The following is a 17,206-nucleotide window of genomic DNA, read 5'->3' as shown; positions in this document are numbered from 1 at the left end:
CTCGTCGGCGTCCCCCGATGTGGTGGGCATCTGCGCGTCCCCTCCCGGATCGCCGATCGGCGGCGTACGATCGCTCGTCGGAGCAGGAAGGCGGCGCTGTCGTTGCGTGCCGCTCCTACCACCGAGCCTATTGTGGGGATGCGCCATATGTCGCGACGTCTGGTCAGCCTGACCCTCGACACCCTGGAAGACCTTCCTCGCCCGTGCCGGCAGTGCGTCTACTGGGAGCTTGATCCGGTCTCCGCGGACCGGGCCTGCGCCGCTGGCGATCCGGGCCTGGAGAAGGAGGCGTGGGTCTCCCAGACGCTGCTGGAGTGGGGCTCCTGCGGCAAACTCGCGTACGTCGACGGCATGCCGGCGGGTTTCGTGACGTACGCGCCGCCCGCCTACGTGCCCCGCTCGATGGCGTTCCCGACCTCGCCGGTCTCCGCTGACGCGGCACTGCTGATGACCGCCAACGTGGTCGCCGCGTTCGCCGGTGGCGGGCTGGGCCGGATGCTGGTGCAGGGCGTCGCCCGGGACCTGACCAAGCGGGGGATCAAGGCCATCGAGGCGTTCGGCGACGCCAAGTTCGGCGACGCGGACGACCCCGTTGGCGGCTGCGTGGCACCTGTCGACTTCTTCCTCTCCGTGGGGTTCAAGACCGTCCGTCCGCATCCGCGTTTCCCCCGGTTGCGCCTCGAGCTGCGGACCGCGCTGAGCTGGAAGTCCGACGTCGAGTACGCGCTGGAGAAGCTGCTCGGCTCGATGAGCCCGGAGACGCTGCTCCGCCCGGTCCGGCCCGCTCCGGCCACCCGCTCCACCAACACCTGATCGCCGAACCGGCGGATCAGTCGACCACCGTGCCGGCGGTGACGACGGCCCGCAGTTCGCTGACGTCGAGCGAGCCGGTGGGCACGTCCCGCTCGATCGGGTAGTACATCCGCTGCACGGCCGCCACGATCGCCTCCACCACCCGGTCGCGGAAACGAGGGTCGACCAGTTGGGCGCGGTCCGTGGGCGAGGTGAGGTAGCCGACCTCGACCCGGACGGCCGGCATCCGTGTCAGCCGCAGCAGGTCCCAGGTCTTGGCGTGGGTACGGCAGTCCCGGAGCCCCGTGCGGGCCACGATCTCCCGCTGCACCAGTCCGGCCAGGCGTTCACCGGTCGCCGACGTCACGCCGTTGTCGGTGCCGTAGTGGTAGGTGGCGACACCCTCCGCGTCGGGGTTGGCGTGGCCGTCCAGGTGCAGCGAGATGAACACGTCGGCACCCAGCGAGTTGGCCAGCAGCGCCCGGTCGGTGTCCGGCAGGCACCTGTCGGGCGACGGGCCGCGGGTGAGTTGCACCCGTACCCCGGTCGCGGCGAGTCGTCCCTCCAGCCGGCTGGCCAGGTCGTGCATCAGGTCCGCCTCCGTCCAGCGCAGCGACCCGTCGGGCACCACCATCCCGGGGTCGGTGCCGCCGTGCCCGGGGTCGACGACCACCGTTTTGCCGACCAACGCCGGCCCGGACTGCCGGATCGCGTCGGACTCGCGCAGCCACTGCGGTCGGCCACCGACCACCTTGCGGCCGATCCGGCGCAACGCGTTCATGGTGTGCGGGCCACAGGATCCGTCGGGGGTGAGGCCGACCTCACGCTGGAACTGGGCGACCGCCCGGGACGTCCGGATGCCGTAGATGGCGTCGGCCCGGCCCACGTCGTACCCCATCTCCAGCAGCCGCTCCTGCAGTGACCGGACGTCCTCGCCGGTGAGCGGGTCGGGGACCGCGTGGTAGAGGGTGCGGGCGCCGAGCCGCCAGCGGGCGGCGTCCAGGGCGCGCCAGGTCTCCGCCCCGACCCGGCCGTCCACGCTGAGGCCCCGGGACTGCTGGAACGCGCGGACCGCCCGCTCGGTGTCGAGGTCGAATTCGTCGGCGGCCGGTCCGGCGGCGGTGAGCAGGTCGAGGCCGGTCAGGATGCTGCGGATCTCCGTGACCGCGGGTCCCCGGTCACCGGATCGGATCGGACGCACGGCACGACCCCCTCTGCACGACACTGGCTGGCCGGGCGGCCCAGGGTTGAGGCTATGCGTTCCGGGGTGGCGAGGTGGCACGGCCGGGAAAAACGTCGGCCGGAAAGACACCGAACCCCGCACCCGACAAGCGGGTACGGGGTTCGGTGAATGTTTCTGCTGGTCAGAGAGCCGACTCGATGAGCCGGACCAGCTCGCCCTTCGGCTTGGCACCAGCGATCGACTGCACCGGCTGGCCGTTCTTGAACACGGTGAGCGTCGGCACCGACATGACCCGGTAGGCGCGTGCGGTTTCCGGGTTCTCGTCGATGTTGAGCTTGACGATGCTGACCCGGTCGCCCATCTCGCCGGCGATCTCCTCGAGCAGTGGCGACACCTTGCGGCAGGGGCCGCACCACTCGGCCCAGAAGTCCACCAGAACCGGCTTGTCGGCCTGCAGTACGTCAGCGACGAAGCTCTTGTCGGTGACCGCCTTGGTATTTCCCACTGTGCCCCTCCTCCGGGATGTGTTACTTGGTTCAGCTGAGCGTCGCGATGAACCGTTCGGCGTCGAGCGCGGCGGCACAGCCGGTGCCGGCCGCGGTGATCGCCTGACGGTAGGTGTGGTCGACCAGGTCACCGGCGGCGAAGACGCCGGGCACGTTGGTGCGGGTGCCGGGGGCTTGGACCTTCACGTAGCCCTCGTCGTCCATGTCGACCTGACCACGGAAGAGCTCGCTGCGGGGGTCGTGACCGATGGCCACGAACACACCTGTCACGTCCAACACCTTGGTGTCACCGGTGTGCACGTTGCGGACCCGTACGCCGGTGACCTTGCCGTCGTCGCCCAGGATCTCCTCGACGGCGCTGTTCCACTCGACCTTGATCTTCTCGTTGCTCAACGCCCGCTCGGCCATGATCTTGCTGGCCCGGAACGAGTCGCGGCGGTGGATGATGGTGACCGACTCGGCGAAGCGGGTGAGGAAGCTGGCCTCCTCCATCGCCGAGTCGCCGCCGCCGACGACCACGATGTGCTGGTTGCGGAAGAAGAAACCGTCGCAGGTGGCGCAGGAGGAGACGCCGTGGCCGAGGAACTCCTGCTCACCGGGCACGCCCAGCGGACGCCAGGCCGAACCGGTGGAGAGGATGATGGATCGGGCCCGGTAGGCGGTCTCGCCGACCCACACGGTGCTCACCGCGCCGGAACCGGCGTCGCCGGTGTCCACCAGCTCGACCCGGGTCACGTCGTCGGTGAGGAACTCGGCACCGAACCGCTCGGCCTGCTTGCGCATGTTGTCCATCAGCTCGGGGCCGAGGATGCCGTCGGCGAAGCCGGGGAAGTTTTCCACCTCGGTGGTGGTCATCAGGGCACCACCGGACTGCACGCCCTCGATGATCAGGGGCTTCAGGTTGGCGCGTGCGGCGTAGACCGCCGCGGTGTAGCCGGCCGGCCCGGAGCCGATGATGATCAGGTTGCGGACCTCGTCCACTGCCGTCTCCCGAGTGTGTGTGTTCAGCGTCGGTGAGCGCACCGGTGCTGATCCGAGTTGCCGACGCCTGGGTGGGGTCGACAGCTGACTTCCAGAACGTCATCGTACGAAGCGGGGATTCCCGAGACGGGCATCTGGTGGGTCAGGTCACGTGGGTGGTCATCGTGCCGATGACCGTGGATTCACCCTACCCGCGCCGAATACCGGCTGTCCGCGCCGGACCCCGGCACTCCGCACTCCGGGCCGCTCACCCAGGCCCAGCGGGCCCCGGTCGCGTCGGTGAAACGGATGATCAGCGTCTGCTCGCCCTGGAAACGCGCGTAGTCGATCACTTCGACCGCCAGCGGAGCGGATCTGTGCTCCGCCGCCACCTCGGCCAGGCAGGTGCTCAGTGCCGCCTCGGTGGTCAGCCGGGCCAACTGGTCCAGCCCGTCGGGCGACGAGCGTCGCTCCTGCTCGGTGGCCACGCCCGGCTGCGAGCCGGGGGCGGCACCGCTCGTCCGGCCGGGTGTGGTCTGCCGGTCGGCGTTCGGCGCGTTGGCGAGGGTCTGCGGGGTGTAGTCCGTACCGCTGCGCAGTGTCGGGCCGATGGTGCGGGCCGCCGCGGCGTCCGCGGGCGCGCGGACCGGTTCTTCCAGAGCGCTGGTGCCGGAGTCGTCGCCCGCGCGCATCGACAGCTGGTTGAGGCCCAGCGCGAGCGCGACGACGGCGATCGCGGCGGCGGCCACCGGCGCGCCACGGCGGAGCCAACCGGTCCGGCGACCTGGGCCGGTGGATGCCCGGCGACCAGAACGGACCGGTGCGGGGATGGCTGCCCATCGACCGGACCCGCCCTGCACGGGTACGACAGGCGATGTCGTAGGGCGGTCGACGTCGGCAGCCTCGTCGGTCGTGGTGTCTTCCACCAGCGGCCCCGCGTCGACAAGCGCGGTGGCGAGACGGTCGAAGATCGCCTGCGGCATCCGCGGCGACGGCTCGGCCCAGCGGTCCAGGTCCGCGCGGACCTCCGCGAGCGCGGGTGCCAGCAGGGCGTACGCCTCGGCCCAGGCCGGGTCCGTGGACACCAGCCGGGCGACTTCCTCCTGCTGCGGGGTGCCGTCCAACGCCCCGCCGAGGTAGTCAGCGAGGAGGTCGTCGTCGACCTCCCGGAACCCCTCGGTCGTCACGTGTCCTCCTGGTTGGCGTCCCGCCGGAATCGGCCCGACCCCGATCCGACGCCCTCGGCCAGGCCCGGGTTCCCCGGCGTGACGCCCGGCACCTCCCCGGTCGGGCCGGGTGGGTCCGGGCGGGCCGACGGCGGCGAGGTGCCGGCGGGCCGAAGATGCCCGAGCAGCACGGCCAGCCGCGCCCGCCCCCGGGCGCACCTGCTCTTCACCGTCCCCTCGGCGACACCGAGGATGCGGGCGACCTCGGCGACCGGGTAGCCCTGCACGTCCACCAGCACCAGCGCGGCACGTTGCTCGAGGGGCAGCGCGGCAAGCGCCTCGCGGACCACGAGCGCGGTGTCGTGGTCCGGTGCGGGCGCGACCGGCTCGATCCCGCCGGTGCCCGAGCCGTCCCCCGCACGGTTGCCGTCCGGCAGCGGCACGGTCGGGTGCGCCTGCCTGCGACGGATCCGATCCAGGCAGGCGTTCACCACGATCCGGTGCAACCAGGTGGTGACGGCGGAGTCACCACGGAAGCGGGCGGCGGCCCGGTGCGCGTTGAGCAGCGCGTCCTGGAGTGCGTCGGCGGCCTCTTCACGATCGCCGAGCGTACGGAGGGCGACCGCCCAGAGCCGGTCGCGGTGCCTGTGGAACAGCTCGGCGAAGGCCTGCCGGTCGCCGTCGACGTGGGCGCGCAGCAGCTCCAGATCCGAAGCGTCGGCGCGCCCGTCCATCACCACGTCCTGCGGATGCGGTGCCACGACGGAGCTGCCAGGATCACGACCCCTGGACCGTGATCTCCTGGACGTCGACCTGGAAGCCCCGCTCACTGGCCGGCAACTCGGTGATCCAGAACAGCAGGTACTGGTATTTCGCATCGGCGTCGAAGCCGTCGAACGCCATCGTGGTGCCGTCGTGGTCCTGGAAGGGCTGCCCGATGGTGGTCTTCTCGGTCTTGTAGTTGGTGATCAGTTGCTTGTCGCCGTCGGAGGTCGACGGCGGGTTGATGGTGCCGGTGAGGAGCTGGGCGGACGCGCCGCGGGCCGAGAGGACGGCCTGCACCGACTTGACCGTGTGCGGCGCGCCGAGGTCCAGCCAGACCCCCATGCCCTGCTTCTTGTTGCCGAACTTGGCGGTCGTGTACGTGTCGGTGCCCCAAACCTTGTCCGGGTCGCCGTCGGTCACCTGTTTGGCGCCGTCCAGCTCGTCGCGCACCTGGCTGTCCGGGTCGATGATCCGAACATCCTTCACAGGGAGCTTGCGGACCGCGACGGCGGCCGGAGTGGGACCGCTGGCCGGGGCGCTCGCCGACGGAACGGGGCTCTGGCCCGCCTGCGGCTCCTTGTCGCCGAGCGTGCTGATCCCGATCAGCAGACCGACCAGGGCCACCGCCAGCAGGCCGGCGATGCCGATGGCGACCTTACGACCGCCGGCCGCGGCCAACGGCGACGGCTCTTCTCCGGTCTCGCCGGCGAACCGCAGCGGGCCGCTGTTGTCGAGGTAGTGCTCCTCCTCGGCCGGCACGTCCAGTCGGGCCAACTCGGCGGCGAGCACATCGGAGGACGGCGGCGCGATCTCGGCGTCGAGCAGATCCATGGTCAGGTCGTCCAGGTACGCGGGCACGCCCGCCCGGACCTGACGTGGTGCCGCGATGCCACCACCGGCGTCCCGAACGGCGTCCGGAATGGCGGCCCGGCCGTGACCGGCGGTGGCGCCGTGCAGCGGTGCCTCGGCGTGCGGCCACGAGCCGGTGAGGGCGAAGTAGAGGATGCCGCCGACCGCCCGGATGTCGTTCTCCTGGCTGTCTGCGCCATCGGTGCGTGCGTCGGCCAGGACCACGCGGCCCTCGTCGCTGATCATGACGGTGCCGGGGTGGACGTTGCCGTGGACCATGCCGGTGGCGTGCACGGCGGCGAGGGCGCTCGCGACGGCGTTGCCGATCGCGGTGGCGCGGGCCGGGTCCAGGGGGCCGTCGGCCGCCAGGTCGCGCAGGGACTGCCCGTCGACCCACTCGCGCACCACGTACGCCCGCTCGGCCTCGTCGATCGCGTCGTAGACGCCGACCAGGTTGGGGTGGATGACCCGGCTCGCCGCGACGGCGGCCTGGAGCATCTCGGTGGCGGAGTCGCCACCCGGGTAGCGCAGCACCACCGCGACGGGACGGCGCAGGATGACGTCGACCCCGCGCCAGACCAGCCGACCCGCGCTGTCGTTGTTGATGTGCTCAACCAGCTCGTATCGCTCGGCGAGGACTTCACCGGCCGTGGGAGCACCGAAGGTCATGACCGGAGGAGCGCTTTCGTCCGCCTCCTGACCCTCGCCGACCTGGGTCACCCGTCCTCCCTCGGTGATCGTGTCGATCGATGGACCCGCACTGCTGGGCATGTGGCTTCCCGCTCTGCCGTTGAAGGAACCGGCCGACCGGTGTCGACGCGCAGCGTCGGCCCCTGCCGTACCCGTCGAGAGCGACCTTACCCGGGTTGCCCGTCTCCCCGACATGTCATCTTCCCGCCGTACCCGACGGGCTTCCGGCAGTCGAAGAACTCGTCCGGTTACGACCGTTGTCAGCCACGTTGCTGGCACATGTACTAGCTAATCTACGGCTTCACCGCAAGTAACCGACGCCGGGGCTGGACTGGTGTGGCGCTCCCGCCACCGTGCCTGTTCCCGCCGATTGGCTGGCCACCCTCAGCCGTACGGTTGGTTATCCACAGGCTGATGCGGTGGTTGACCGGCGAATCGCGGAGTTATCCACAGCTGTGTCCCCAGCCTGGTGATCCGTGGTCACATTCCGTGTGTTCGCAAACTTTTGTAATCGATCACTGTCGGTCAGCGACCAAGGCGGCGGCGGACCATGCCGACCACCTCGGTGATCTCGCCGATCCGCAGCAGCATGGCCAGGCCCAGGTAGCTGCCGCCGACCACCGCGCCGCCGATGACGAGTTGGATCGCCGCCTCGATCCAACTTGGCCGGTCGCCGCCGGGCAGCAGGCTGATCACCAACCATCCGACAAGTGCCGCGCCGAGGGCGGCGACCACGACCCGGCCGAGGGTGCGCATGATGGCGCCCAGCCCGATCCGGCCGACCCGGGGCCGCAGCAACCAGGCGGAGGCGACCGCCGCCGCCACGTACGAGACCGCGTTGCCGATCATCATGCCGGCGGCCGCGAAGTGCGCGGCGAACGCGGCGAACAGCACGATCTGTACGCCCACTCGCAGCGCCACCACCGGGATGTTGATCAGGGCTGGGGTGCGGGTGTCCGGCAGCGCGTAGAAGGCGAAGGTGAAGAGCTGACTGATCGCGAACGGCACCAGGGCGAGCGCGGCGGCCAGCAGAACGGTGGACGTCGCCGTCGCGTTTTCGGCGGTGAACGCGCCGTACCGGAAGACCACGACCGAGATCGGGGTGGACAGCACGGCGTAGCAGACCGCGATCGGCGCGAGCACCGCTGTCACCATCCGGACACCCCGCGAGAGGTCGGCGGTGACGTCGTGGAACCGTCCGTCCGCTGCCGCGGCGGCCATCCGGGGCATCAGCGCGGTGATGATCGAGACGGCGATGATGCCGTGCGCCATCATCAGCAACAGGAAGACGTTGTTGTAGATCAGGATGCCGGCCTGGTCCGTGCCCGCGGCGCGGGTGAGGAGGTTGACCACCACGAAGAGACCGAGCTGGTTGACGGCCACGTAGCAGAACATCCAGGCGCCGAGCTTGGCCAGCTCGCGCAGCCCCAGCTCGCGGAAGTCGAACCGCCACTTCCAGCGGAAGCCGACCTTGCGCAGTGCCGGCAGCAGGCCGGCGGTCTGCACCGCCACGCCGAGCAGGGTGCCGCCACCCACCAGCAGAATCCGGCCGAGGCCCATCTCCGACGGCTGTAGTCCCTTCGCCCCGTAGACCAGGATGTAGAGACCGAAGACGCCGATCACCACGAGGTTGTTGAGGATCGGCGCCCACATCGGCGCGGCGAAGTGCCCCCGGGTGTTCAGGACCGCGGCGATCAACGCGCTGACGCCGGTGAAGAACAGCATCGGCAGGATCAGCCACGACAGGTGCGTGATCAGCTTGGTGTAGGCCTCGTCCTTGCCGCTGGCGTAGATGGCGGTCAGCACCGGCGCCGACACCACGGCGATCAGGGCTGCCGCGGCCAGCGCCAGCACCGCGAGGGTGAGCAACCGTTGGGCGTACGCCTCGCCCCGGTCGGCGTCGCTCTTGCGTCGACGGACCAGCACCGGGATCAGCACGCTGGTCAGCACCCCGCCGAGCAGGAACTCGTACACCTGGTTGGGGAGGAAGATGGCTGTCGTGTAGGCGTTGCCGATCAGGTTGCCGAGGGCGGCACCGATCATCAGGTTCCGGATGAAACCGGTGCCCCGGCTCACCAGACTGCCGATCGCCATGACCGCGCTGTTCGCGGCGGCGCTGGTTTCGCCGACGACCTCGGGCGGGGGCGCCGTGGCCTCCACCCCAGGCTGGTTCAGCGGCTCCGCGGAGATGAAGATCGCCCCGTCAGCCGGCGGCACGTTACCGTCCGGCGTGGCGTTGGCGCTGCGGTAGAGCCCGCCGCTCATCTCCAGCCTCCCAGGGGTACGTCGAGCCGGACACCGACCCGCACGCCACAGACCATAGTCAACCCCCACCCGTTACCCCGCGCCCGGCGGATCGGATCACACCCCGGCCCGATAAGCTGGCGATCCCATGTCCGACGCCTCCGCTCCCCACGCCGCCGACCGCCGCGAACTCACCGCCGCGCAGCGCAACGCCGTCGCCGAACTGCTCCGGGTCTCTCCGGTCGCCGACGAGTTGGGCCGCCGGTTCGTCCGCGCCGGTCACGAGCTGCACCTGGTGGGCGGTTCGGTGCGGGACGCCCTGCTCGGCCGACTCGGTGACGACCTCGACTTCTGCACCGACGCGCACCCCGACGAGACGCTGCGGATCCTCAAGGGCTGGGCCGAGTCGATCTGGGAGACCGGTCGCGAGTTCGGCACCATCGGCGCGCAGCGCGACGGCCTCCGGCTGGAGGTCACCACCTTCCGGGCCGAGTCGTACGACCAGGTCAGTCGCAATCCGGTGGTGGTGTACGGCACCAGCCTCGACGAGGACCTCAAGCGGCGCGACTTCACGATCAACGCGATGGCGGTCAGCCTGCCGGAGCACCGGTTCACCGACCCGCACGGTGGCCTGGAGGACATCTCGGCCAAGGTGATCCGGACTCCGAGCACCCCGGGTGAGTCGTTCGGCGACGACCCGTTGCGGATGCTGCGGGCCGCCCGGTTCGCCGCCCAGTTGCGCTTCGCCGTGCACCCGGACGTGCACCTGGCGATGAGTGAGATGGCCGCCGACCTGGACCGGATCACCGCCGAACGGATCCGGGACGAGTTCACCAAGCTGCTCTGCGGCACCGACCCGATCACCGGTCTGCGGCTGCTTGTCGACACCGGCCTCGCCGAGCGGTTCCTGCCGGAGCTGACCGGCCTGAAGCTGGAGATCGACGAGCACGCGCAGCACAAGGACGTCTACGAGCACACCCTGACGGTCGTCGAGAACGCCGTCTCCTACGAGGAGGAGGGCTGCGACTTCATCCTGCGGATGGCCGCCCTCCTGCACGACGCGGGCAAGCCGGCGACGAAGGCGGTCGGGTCCGACGGTCGGGTCAGCTTCCACCACCACGAGGTGGTTGGCGCCCGGCTGACCAAGGCCCGGATGAAGGCGATGCGATACCCGAAGGACGTCACCGCGAAGGTGACCGCCCTCGTCGCGCTGCACCTGCGCTTCTACGGGTACGGGCGGGGCGAGTGGACCGACTCGGCGGTGCGTCGCTACGTCGCCGATGCCGGTGACCTGCTGCCCCGGTTGCACAAGTTGACCCGCTCGGACTGCACGACCCGTAACCGGCGCAAGGCCGCCCAGCTCGCGGCGGACTACGACGCGCTGGAGGAGCGGATCGCCCGGATCGAGGCCGAGGAGGACCTGGCCCGGGTCCGCCCCGACCTGGACGGCAACGCGATCATGGAGTTGCTCGGCGTACCGCCGGGGCCGGTCGTCGGGCGGGCGTGGAAGCACCTCAAGGAGCAGCGCCTCGAGCACGGCCCGCTGGACCGCGACGCCGCCGAGGCGGAGCTGCTGCGGTGGGCCCGCGCCGAGGGCCTGATCACCTAACCCCGCCGGGTCGCGTCGCGACCCGCGCCATGATCGACTCGGTTTCAGTGAAGTCGCGGTATCCCGGCACTCCGGATGGCCCGACTTCCAGGAGACCGAGTGGATCACCACGGCGTACGCCGACGGCGCCCCTCCCGGACCGGGAGCGGCGCCGTCGGCGTTCGTCGTCAGCGGGTCTCGACTGCCGTCCCGTCGACGGAGACGGTGCCCTTGCCGGCGGACGCGCCGTTGCCGGCCGGGGTCGACGCCGAGCCGAGCCGAGCCAGCAGGCCGGCCAGGTCGATCCCGGTCAGGTCACTGCCGAGCTGGAGCCCCTGGGCCACGTTGCCGGCCACCGACTTCGTCAGCGACGACGCGCCGTCGGTCGAGATGACAGTCATCTTGTCGATCGCCCCGATCGGCGCGCTGGCCGCCTCCACCACCTGCGGCAGCACCTTGACCAGCAGGTCCAACACCGCCGCCTCCCCGTACGCGGCGAACGCCTCGGCCTTGCGCGCCATCGCGTCCGCCTCGGCCTCACCCCTGGCCAGGATGGCCGCTGCCTCGGCCTGACCCTCCCGCTCCACCGCCTCGGCGATCGCGGAACGGCGGCGCTGCTCGGCCTCACCCTCCTTGGCGCCCTCGATCGCGTTCGCCTCGGCGAGCGCGGCACGCCGGGCCCGCTCGCCCTCACCGGTGAGCCGCGCCTGTTCGGCGGAAGCCTGCGCGGCCGCGATGACCGACTGCCGCTGCGCGTCGGCGTGCAGCACCGCCGCCGCGCGGGACGCCTCGGCCTCCTGCTCCACCTTGTACCGGGCCGCATCGGCGGGCTTGCGCACCTCGGTGTCCAGTTGGCGCTGCTTGAGTTCGGCGTTGCGCTCGGCGACCTTCTGCTGCTCGGAGAGGATCGCCTGATCCCGTTCCGCCTGGGCGAGCGGCCCGGCGGCGGCGGACTTCGCCTTCGCCGCGTCGATCTCGGCCTGGATGCCGGCCTGCTTCAGGGACAGGTTCCGGTTGGCCTCCGCGATGGCCTCCTCGGCGAGCAGGCGTTCCTGCTCCGCCTGCTGGCGGGCGCGCGCCTCGGCGATGGCCGCGTCCTTGAGCACCCGGGCGGCCTCCGGCCGGCCCAGGTCCTGCAGGTAGGAGCCCTCGGCGAGGATGTCCTGGAGCTGGAACGTGTCCAGCACGAGACCCTGGTTGGTCATCGAGTGCTCGGCCTCCTCGGCGACCGCGCTGGCGAACGCCGCCCGGTCCCGGATGACCTCCTCGACGGTGAGCCGGCCGACGATCGAACGCAGCGCGCCGGCCAGCACCTCCCGGGTGAAGTTGTCGATCTCGTCCTGTTGGTGCAGGAACCGCTGGGCGGCGGCCCGGATCGCGTCCTCGGTCCCGCCGACCTTGACGATCGCCACCCCGTGCAGATCGGCGCGGATGCCCTGCTTGCTGACCGCGCCCCGGATGCCGACGTCGATCCGGCGGCTGGACAGGTCGAGGGACTGAAGCTTCTGCACCACCGGCAGCACGAAGACCGAGGCGCCCAGCACGACCTTCTGCCCGGAGTTGTCGGTCGACCGGCCGCCGTCGGCGGTCTGCGTGGTGCGGCCCTTGCGGCCGGTGACGATGAACGCCTCGTTCGGCCCGGCCACCTTGATCCGGGAGAGCACGAAGAGCACCAGGATGAGCGCGAGGAGAACCGCGCCGCCGATGGCGATGAGCAGGGCCATATGAGGAGTCCCGTCTACGAGGAGGAGATCAGTAGGTCTCGACGTGCACGCTGGTCTCGCTGAGCGCCTGCACGACGAAGACCTGGGCGCCGATCGGTATCGGCTGGTCCGCGCGGGCGCTGAGCTTCACCGGCTGGCCGGCGAGGCGTACCCGGACCTCGCCGTAGCCCTGCGCCGGCACCGGGGTCACGACCAGGCCGAGCGCGCCGACCAGGTCGTCGCGGGTGGGGGTGGGGTCGGTGCGCATGTTCCGCGCCGCCCGGCTCAGTCGGGACGCCAACCACGCGGTGGGCACGGCCGCGAGCACGCCGCCGGCTGCCGCACCGACCACCATGCCGGGGGTACGCGCACCGAGCAGTTCGTTGACGATGGCCCCGCCGAACCCGAACGCCCCGGCGAAGCCGGCAACCGTTTCAACCGAGATCGGACCGTCCACGTCGGCGTGCCCGAACTGGAACAGTTCGGTGCCGAGCAGCGCGAGCGCGAGCACCCCGATGCCCGCCCCACCGATGATCAGAAAGATGAGCGTCCCCGTTGCCACGACCTGCACGGTATCGACGTCACGCAACGCGTCCCGCCGCCGGGCGACGGGTCCGCCCGGTGTCGTCCGGGTCGGGGAGAATGGTGCGATGCGTTGGACCGTGCTCGACTCGCCGATCGGCGAGTTCTCCGTCGCCACCGACGACACGAGCGTCTGCGGCACCCATTTCGGTCGGGTCGAGGCAGCCACCGAGGAGCCGGACGACCTGCTGTCCCGGCAGGTCGTCGCCGAGCTGCGGGCCTATTTCGCCGGCGAGCTGACCGCGTTCACCGTTCCGGTGTCGACGCCGCGCGGCTCGACCTTCGAGCGGGCCGTGTGGCGGGAGATGACGCGCATCCCGTACGGCGAGACGCTTACCTACGGCGAGGTGGCGCGGCGGGTCGGCGATGCCGGGGCGGCCCGGGCGGTGGGCGTGGCCTGCAACCGCAACCCGGTGCCGGTGATCGTGCCCTGTCATCGGATCGTCGGCGCGGGCGGCAAGCTGGTCGGCTTCGGTGGAGGGCTGCCGCGCAAGGTCAAGTTGTTGGAGCTGGAGGCCGTGGTCGCCCTGCGTCACGCCTGGTCCTGATCGGCCGACCGGCCCACGGTGTCGCGGGCCAGATCCTGACTATCGGCCGACCGGTCGATGTCGGTACGTCACTGGAACGGTCATGATCGGGCGTCATTTCCACTTTCGCGGGGGTACCCATGACCGAAAACCAGGACAAGACCGTCGGCCGGCGGCAGTTGCTGCGCCGCGCGGGCACCGTGGCCGCCGGCGTCGCCGGCACCACGGTGGTCGGTGCGGCAGTCGCCGGCCAGGCTCAGGCCGACCCGGGTCAGCCGGTGATCCAGGCTGCCAACAACGTCGTCAACGGCGGTGGCACCACCGCGCTGGTCAACCCGGCGGTCGGACCGACCCTGCGGTTGGAGAACACGAACCTCGCGGCGAGCGGCGAATTCGAGTTCGCCGGCCCGCCGCTCGTGCTGACCCCCAGCGGTGACTTTCTGAGTGAACAAGCGCCGGTCGGCTCCATGGGCGTGGACCGGCGCGGCAACTTCCAGGTGATTTCCTTCCGGGACGGCGACATCTCCATCCCGGACTACGTGTTCACCACCGGCAACTCGAACCAGATCGTGCCGGTCGTGCCGCAGCGGGTCATCGACACCCGTGAGGCGGGTCGGCGCGGCCGGATCACGAATGCCTCGGCGACCACCCTGGATTCGGCCGGCCGCCTGCGGGGCGGTCAGACGATTCACGTCGCGCTGGATGACTTCGTGCATGCCGGTGACGCGCTCTTCGGCATCGTCACCGCGACGTCCGCGGCCGGCCCGGGCTTCCTGCAGATCTTCCCGTACGGCACCCCGCGTCCGCCGAGCTTCGCGTCGCTCAACCACGAGGCCAACGGGGTCTACTCGAACGCGTTCATGTCGGGCATCGGGTACGACGCCGACGCCATCTCCATCTACGCGCTCCAGACCACACACGTCGTCCTCGACGTCACGGCGTTCGTGGTCGGCTACGGCTGGGTCGAGACGGACTTCCTGCCGTACTCCGTCAACGCGACGGGGCGCAGCGCCGAGTCGCTGGCCGATCGCAAGGCGAAGCGGATGGCCCGGGCCATGAAGAACAGGCCGAGCGGGGCGTAGCTCGACCGCCGTACCGGACGGCGAGGCATCGAACGCGGCGAGGGCCGGGTCCCGACGGACCCGGCCCTCGGCCGTACTTGCCGCTCAGCGGGTCAGCGCTCGACCTCGCCGGCGATGAACTCCTCGACGGCCTGGTGGGCGTCGTGGTCGGCGTACTGCACGGGCGGGGACTTCATGAAGTACGACGAGGCCGACAGGATCGGGCCGCCGATCTTCCGGTCCAGCGCGATCTTCGCGGCCCGGACCGCGTCGATGATGACGCCGGCCGAGTTCGGAGAGTCCCACACCTCGAGCTTGAGCTCGGCGTTCAGCGGCGTGTCACCGAACGAGCGGCCCTCCAGGCGGATGTACGCCCACTTGCGGTCGTCCAGCCACGGCACGTGGTCCGACGGGCCGATGTGCACGTCGCTCTTGCTCATCTCGTGCGGGATCTGCGAGGTGACCGACTGGGTCTTCGAGATCTTCTTCGAGACCAGCCGCTTGCGCTCCAGCATGTTCATGAAGTCCATGTTGCCGCCGAAGTTGAGCTGGTACGTGCGCAGCAGCTCGACACCGCGGTCCTCGAAGAGCTTCGCCAGCGCGCGGTGCACGATGGTGGCACCGACCTGGCTCTTGATGTCGTCACCGACGATCGGCAGGCCCGCGTCGGTGAACTTCTGGGCCCACTCCGGGTCGGAGGCGATGAAGACCGGCAGGGCGTTGACGAACGCGCAGCCGGCGTCGATCGCGGCCTGGGCGTAGAACTTGGCGGCCTGCTCGGAGCCGACCGGGAGGTAGCAGACGACGACGTCGACCTGCGCGTCGCGCAGCGCCTGCGCCACGTCGACGGGGGTGGCGTCGGACTCCTCGACGATCTCGCGGTAGTACTGGCCCAGACCGTCGAAGGTCGGACCGCGCTGGACGGTGATGCCGGTCGGCGGCACGTCGCAGAGCTTGATGGTGTTGTTCTCGCTGGCGACGATCGCCTCCGCGAGGTCCATGCCCACCTTCTTGGCGTCCACGTCGAATGCCGCGACGAACTCGACGGCGTTGACGTGGTAGTCGCCGAAGGCGACGTGCATGAGACCCGGGACGCGGTCGTTCGGGTTGGCGTTCCGGTAGTACTCGACGCCCTGAACCAGGGACGAGGCGCAGTTACCCACACCGACGATGGCGACGCGGACGGAGCCCATAGCGTCTGCCTCCTTCTTTTCTGTCACGGCCGCTCATTCCTGGTCTCTCCAGGCGGAGGCGGGCTGTTGTCTTCTCGTCGGCCACCGGCCGTCCCGGTGTGCGGGACCGTCGGGGCTCGGCCGGAGCGCTCGTTGGCGATGAGCTCCTCCAGCCAGCGGACCTCGCGCTCACAGGCGTCAAGGCCGTGGCGCTGTAATTCCAAGGTGTAAGCGTCGAGGCGCTCGGCTGCCCGGCCCAGCACGTCACGAAGCCCTTCGCGACGCTCCTCGATCTTGCGGCGGCGACCCTCCAGAATGCGCAGTCGGGTCGCCTGGTCGGTCCGGGCGAAGAACGCGAAGTGCACCCCAAAGCCCGTGTCGTCGTACGTCTCGGGTCCGGCCTGTGCGATCAGCTGGGCGAAGCGTTCCTTGCCGTCCGCGGTGATTTTGTAGACCACCCGACCTCGTCGGCTGGTCAGCGCGGGAACCTCCTCGGCAGTGGCGGGTGTCTCAGCAGCTTCGGTGATCCAACCCGCCGCCTGGAGCCTGCGTAGGGTCGGGTAGAGCGAGCCGTAGCTGATCGCCGCCCGGATCGCGCCGAGTTTGGCGGTCAGCTCCTTGCGCAGCTCATAGCCGTGCATCGGAGACTCCTGCAGGAGGCCGAGGATGGCGAACTCGAGCACGTGCCACCCTCTCTTTCCCCTCCGGCGTGGAGCGGTGACCGCCGCGATGTATCGGACCGATACATCGCACGTTAGCGGGTTGCGCCGGCCAGGGCAAACCCCCCAATCTGAGACCCTGTCGTCACGGATCGTGAGCATGGTCGCCTGCTTGGGCCGGACCGCGTACCCTTCTTCGCATGCGTACGCAGCGCCAGGTCGTCGACTACTCGCTTCAGAAGCGAGCAGTGCTGCGTGAGCTCCTGGCCGGCCGGGTCGGCACGTACGACGTGTGCGACGCGTCGCCGTACCTGAAGAACGCCGCCCGGTTCCACGGAGAGCCGACGGACCGGCGCTGCCCGATCTGCCGCAGTGAAAACCTGACCCTCGTCCACTACATTTATGGCGACGAGCTCAAGCAGTCCGCCGGGCAGGCACGGACGCTCACCGAGTTGCCCGTGCTGGCGATGACACTGCGTGAGTTTCAGGTCTTCGTGGTGGAGGTGTGCCTCGGCTGCGACTGGAACCATCTCGTCGAGCAGTACCTGCTCGGCCGGGATGGTCTGACCGGCGACAGCGACGGTGCCGGCGAGCAGAGTGTCGCGGCCGCCGAAGGTGCGGGTCGGCGGAGGCGAGAGGCGCAACGGTGATCGCAGCAGGTTGGACCGGCCTCGGGGCCATCGACGAAACCCGGGACGGCCGACCGCTCGTTGGTCCGATTGGCCCGATTGATACAGCATTGACCTCGGCGAGGCGGCA

16 protein-coding genes are annotated in these 17,206 nt (G+C 70.3%); 5 read left to right on the top strand and 11 right to left on the bottom strand.

Translation table 11 applies throughout. The features are described from left to right. The first annotated feature begins 147 nt into the window (after nucleotides 1–147). Nucleotides 148–813 (top strand): GNAT family N-acetyltransferase, encoded by a 666-nt coding sequence (locus AB0C01_RS17425; protein ID WP_357242969.1) that lies wholly within the window; start codon nucleotides 148–150, stop codon nucleotides 811–813. A gap of 16 nt (nucleotides 814–829) precedes the next feature. On the opposite strand, the gene AB0C01_RS17420 is transcribed toward AB0C01_RS17425, so the two are convergent. The 7 genes from AB0C01_RS17420 to murJ all read right to left on the bottom strand — a co-directional run bounded on the left by AB0C01_RS17420 (nucleotide 830) and on the right by murJ (nucleotide 9,176). Beyond that, entirely contained in the window at nucleotides 830–1,993 is a 1,164-nt protein-coding gene (locus tag AB0C01_RS17420; protein WP_357571601.1) for an N-acetylmuramoyl-L-alanine amidase, read from the bottom strand. Nucleotides 1,994–2,156: 163 nt separating this feature from the next. Next, nucleotides 2,157–2,480: a thioredoxin gene (trxA, locus tag AB0C01_RS17415; protein WP_053651673.1), complete on the bottom strand. Its 324-nt coding sequence runs from the start codon at nucleotides 2,478–2,480 to the stop codon at nucleotides 2,157–2,159. Between the two features lie 31 nt (nucleotides 2,481–2,511). Next, nucleotides 2,512–3,462 (bottom strand): thioredoxin-disulfide reductase, encoded by a 951-nt coding sequence (gene trxB, locus AB0C01_RS17410; protein ID WP_357242963.1) that lies wholly within the window; start codon nucleotides 3,460–3,462, stop codon nucleotides 2,512–2,514. Between the two features lie 182 nt (nucleotides 3,463–3,644). Further along, the gene (locus AB0C01_RS17405; RefSeq protein WP_357571600.1) at nucleotides 3,645–4,628 is read right to left on the bottom strand and encodes a hypothetical protein; all 984 of its coding nucleotides are present in this window, start codon (nucleotides 4,626–4,628) and stop codon (nucleotides 3,645–3,647) included. Beyond that, a complete protein-coding gene (sigM, locus tag AB0C01_RS17400) occupies nucleotides 4,625–5,341 on the bottom strand; it encodes an RNA polymerase sigma factor SigM (protein WP_357571742.1) in 717 nt (238 codons plus the stop codon). The genes AB0C01_RS17405 and sigM overlap by 4 nt, the downstream gene beginning before the upstream one ends. 43 nt (nucleotides 5,342–5,384) lie before the next feature. Continuing rightward, complete coding sequence (locus AB0C01_RS17395; RefSeq protein ID WP_357571599.1) at nucleotides 5,385–6,992, bottom strand: protein kinase family protein; 1,608 nt, start codon at nucleotides 6,990–6,992, stop codon at nucleotides 5,385–5,387. Nucleotides 6,993–7,436: 444 nt separating this feature from the next. Further along, nucleotides 7,437–9,176 (bottom strand): murein biosynthesis integral membrane protein MurJ, encoded by a 1,740-nt coding sequence (gene murJ / locus AB0C01_RS17390; protein WP_357571598.1) that lies wholly within the window; start codon nucleotides 9,174–9,176, stop codon nucleotides 7,437–7,439. Between the two features lie 127 nt (nucleotides 9,177–9,303). On the opposite strand from murJ, the gene AB0C01_RS17385 reads away from it, so the two are divergent. Further along, nucleotides 9,304–10,764, top strand: coding sequence for a CCA tRNA nucleotidyltransferase (locus AB0C01_RS17385; RefSeq protein ID WP_357242951.1), 1,461 nt, complete (start codon nucleotides 9,304–9,306; stop codon nucleotides 10,762–10,764). A gap of 167 nt (nucleotides 10,765–10,931) precedes the next feature. On the opposite strand, the gene AB0C01_RS17380 is transcribed toward AB0C01_RS17385, so the two are convergent. Together AB0C01_RS17380 and AB0C01_RS17375 are read right to left on the bottom strand one after the other, a co-directional pair. Continuing rightward, nucleotides 10,932–12,467: an SPFH domain-containing protein gene (locus AB0C01_RS17380; RefSeq protein WP_357571597.1), complete on the bottom strand. Its 1,536-nt coding sequence runs from the start codon at nucleotides 12,465–12,467 to the stop codon at nucleotides 10,932–10,934. A 28-nt stretch (nucleotides 12,468–12,495) separates the two neighbouring features. After that, the gene (locus AB0C01_RS17375; RefSeq protein ID WP_357571741.1) at nucleotides 12,496–13,017 is read right to left on the bottom strand and encodes a hypothetical protein; all 522 of its coding nucleotides are present in this window, start codon (nucleotides 13,015–13,017) and stop codon (nucleotides 12,496–12,498) included. A 79-nt stretch (nucleotides 13,018–13,096) separates the two neighbouring features. Here AB0C01_RS17375 and AB0C01_RS17370 point away from each other — a divergent pair, with 79 nt between their 5' ends. Together AB0C01_RS17370 and AB0C01_RS17365 are read left to right on the top strand one after the other, a co-directional pair. Then, on the top strand, nucleotides 13,097–13,576 hold the full coding sequence (locus AB0C01_RS17370; protein ID WP_357571596.1) for a methylated-DNA--[protein]-cysteine S-methyltransferase: 480 nt from the start codon (nucleotides 13,097–13,099) through the stop codon (nucleotides 13,574–13,576). Nucleotides 13,577–13,695: 119 nt separating this feature from the next. Continuing rightward, nucleotides 13,696–14,637: a hypothetical protein gene (locus AB0C01_RS17365; protein ID WP_357571595.1), complete on the top strand. Its 942-nt coding sequence runs from the start codon at nucleotides 13,696–13,698 to the stop codon at nucleotides 14,635–14,637. Between the two features lie 92 nt (nucleotides 14,638–14,729). On the opposite strand, the gene AB0C01_RS17360 is transcribed toward AB0C01_RS17365, so the two are convergent. Together AB0C01_RS17360 and AB0C01_RS17355 are read right to left on the bottom strand one after the other, a co-directional pair. Beyond that, nucleotides 14,730–15,809, bottom strand: coding sequence for an inositol-3-phosphate synthase (locus AB0C01_RS17360; RefSeq protein WP_357242939.1), 1,080 nt, complete (start codon nucleotides 15,807–15,809; stop codon nucleotides 14,730–14,732). Nucleotides 15,810–15,832: 23 nt separating this feature from the next. Continuing rightward, entirely contained in the window at nucleotides 15,833–16,471 is a 639-nt protein-coding gene (locus AB0C01_RS17355; protein ID WP_357242937.1) for a PadR family transcriptional regulator, read from the bottom strand. A gap of 176 nt (nucleotides 16,472–16,647) precedes the next feature. On the opposite strand from AB0C01_RS17355, the gene AB0C01_RS17350 reads away from it, so the two are divergent. Then, on the top strand, nucleotides 16,648–17,097 hold the full coding sequence (locus AB0C01_RS17350) for a DUF5318 domain-containing protein (RefSeq protein WP_357242934.1): 450 nt from the start codon (nucleotides 16,648–16,650) through the stop codon (nucleotides 17,095–17,097). Nucleotides 17,098–17,206: the final 109 nt, after the last annotated feature.

Origin of the sequence: Micromonospora sp. NPDC048905 (genome assembly GCF_040649655.1) — a bacterium.
Classification (GTDB): domain Bacteria; phylum Actinomycetota; class Actinomycetes; order Mycobacteriales; family Micromonosporaceae; genus Micromonospora.
This window is presented reverse-complemented; position numbering and strand designations above follow the sequence as displayed.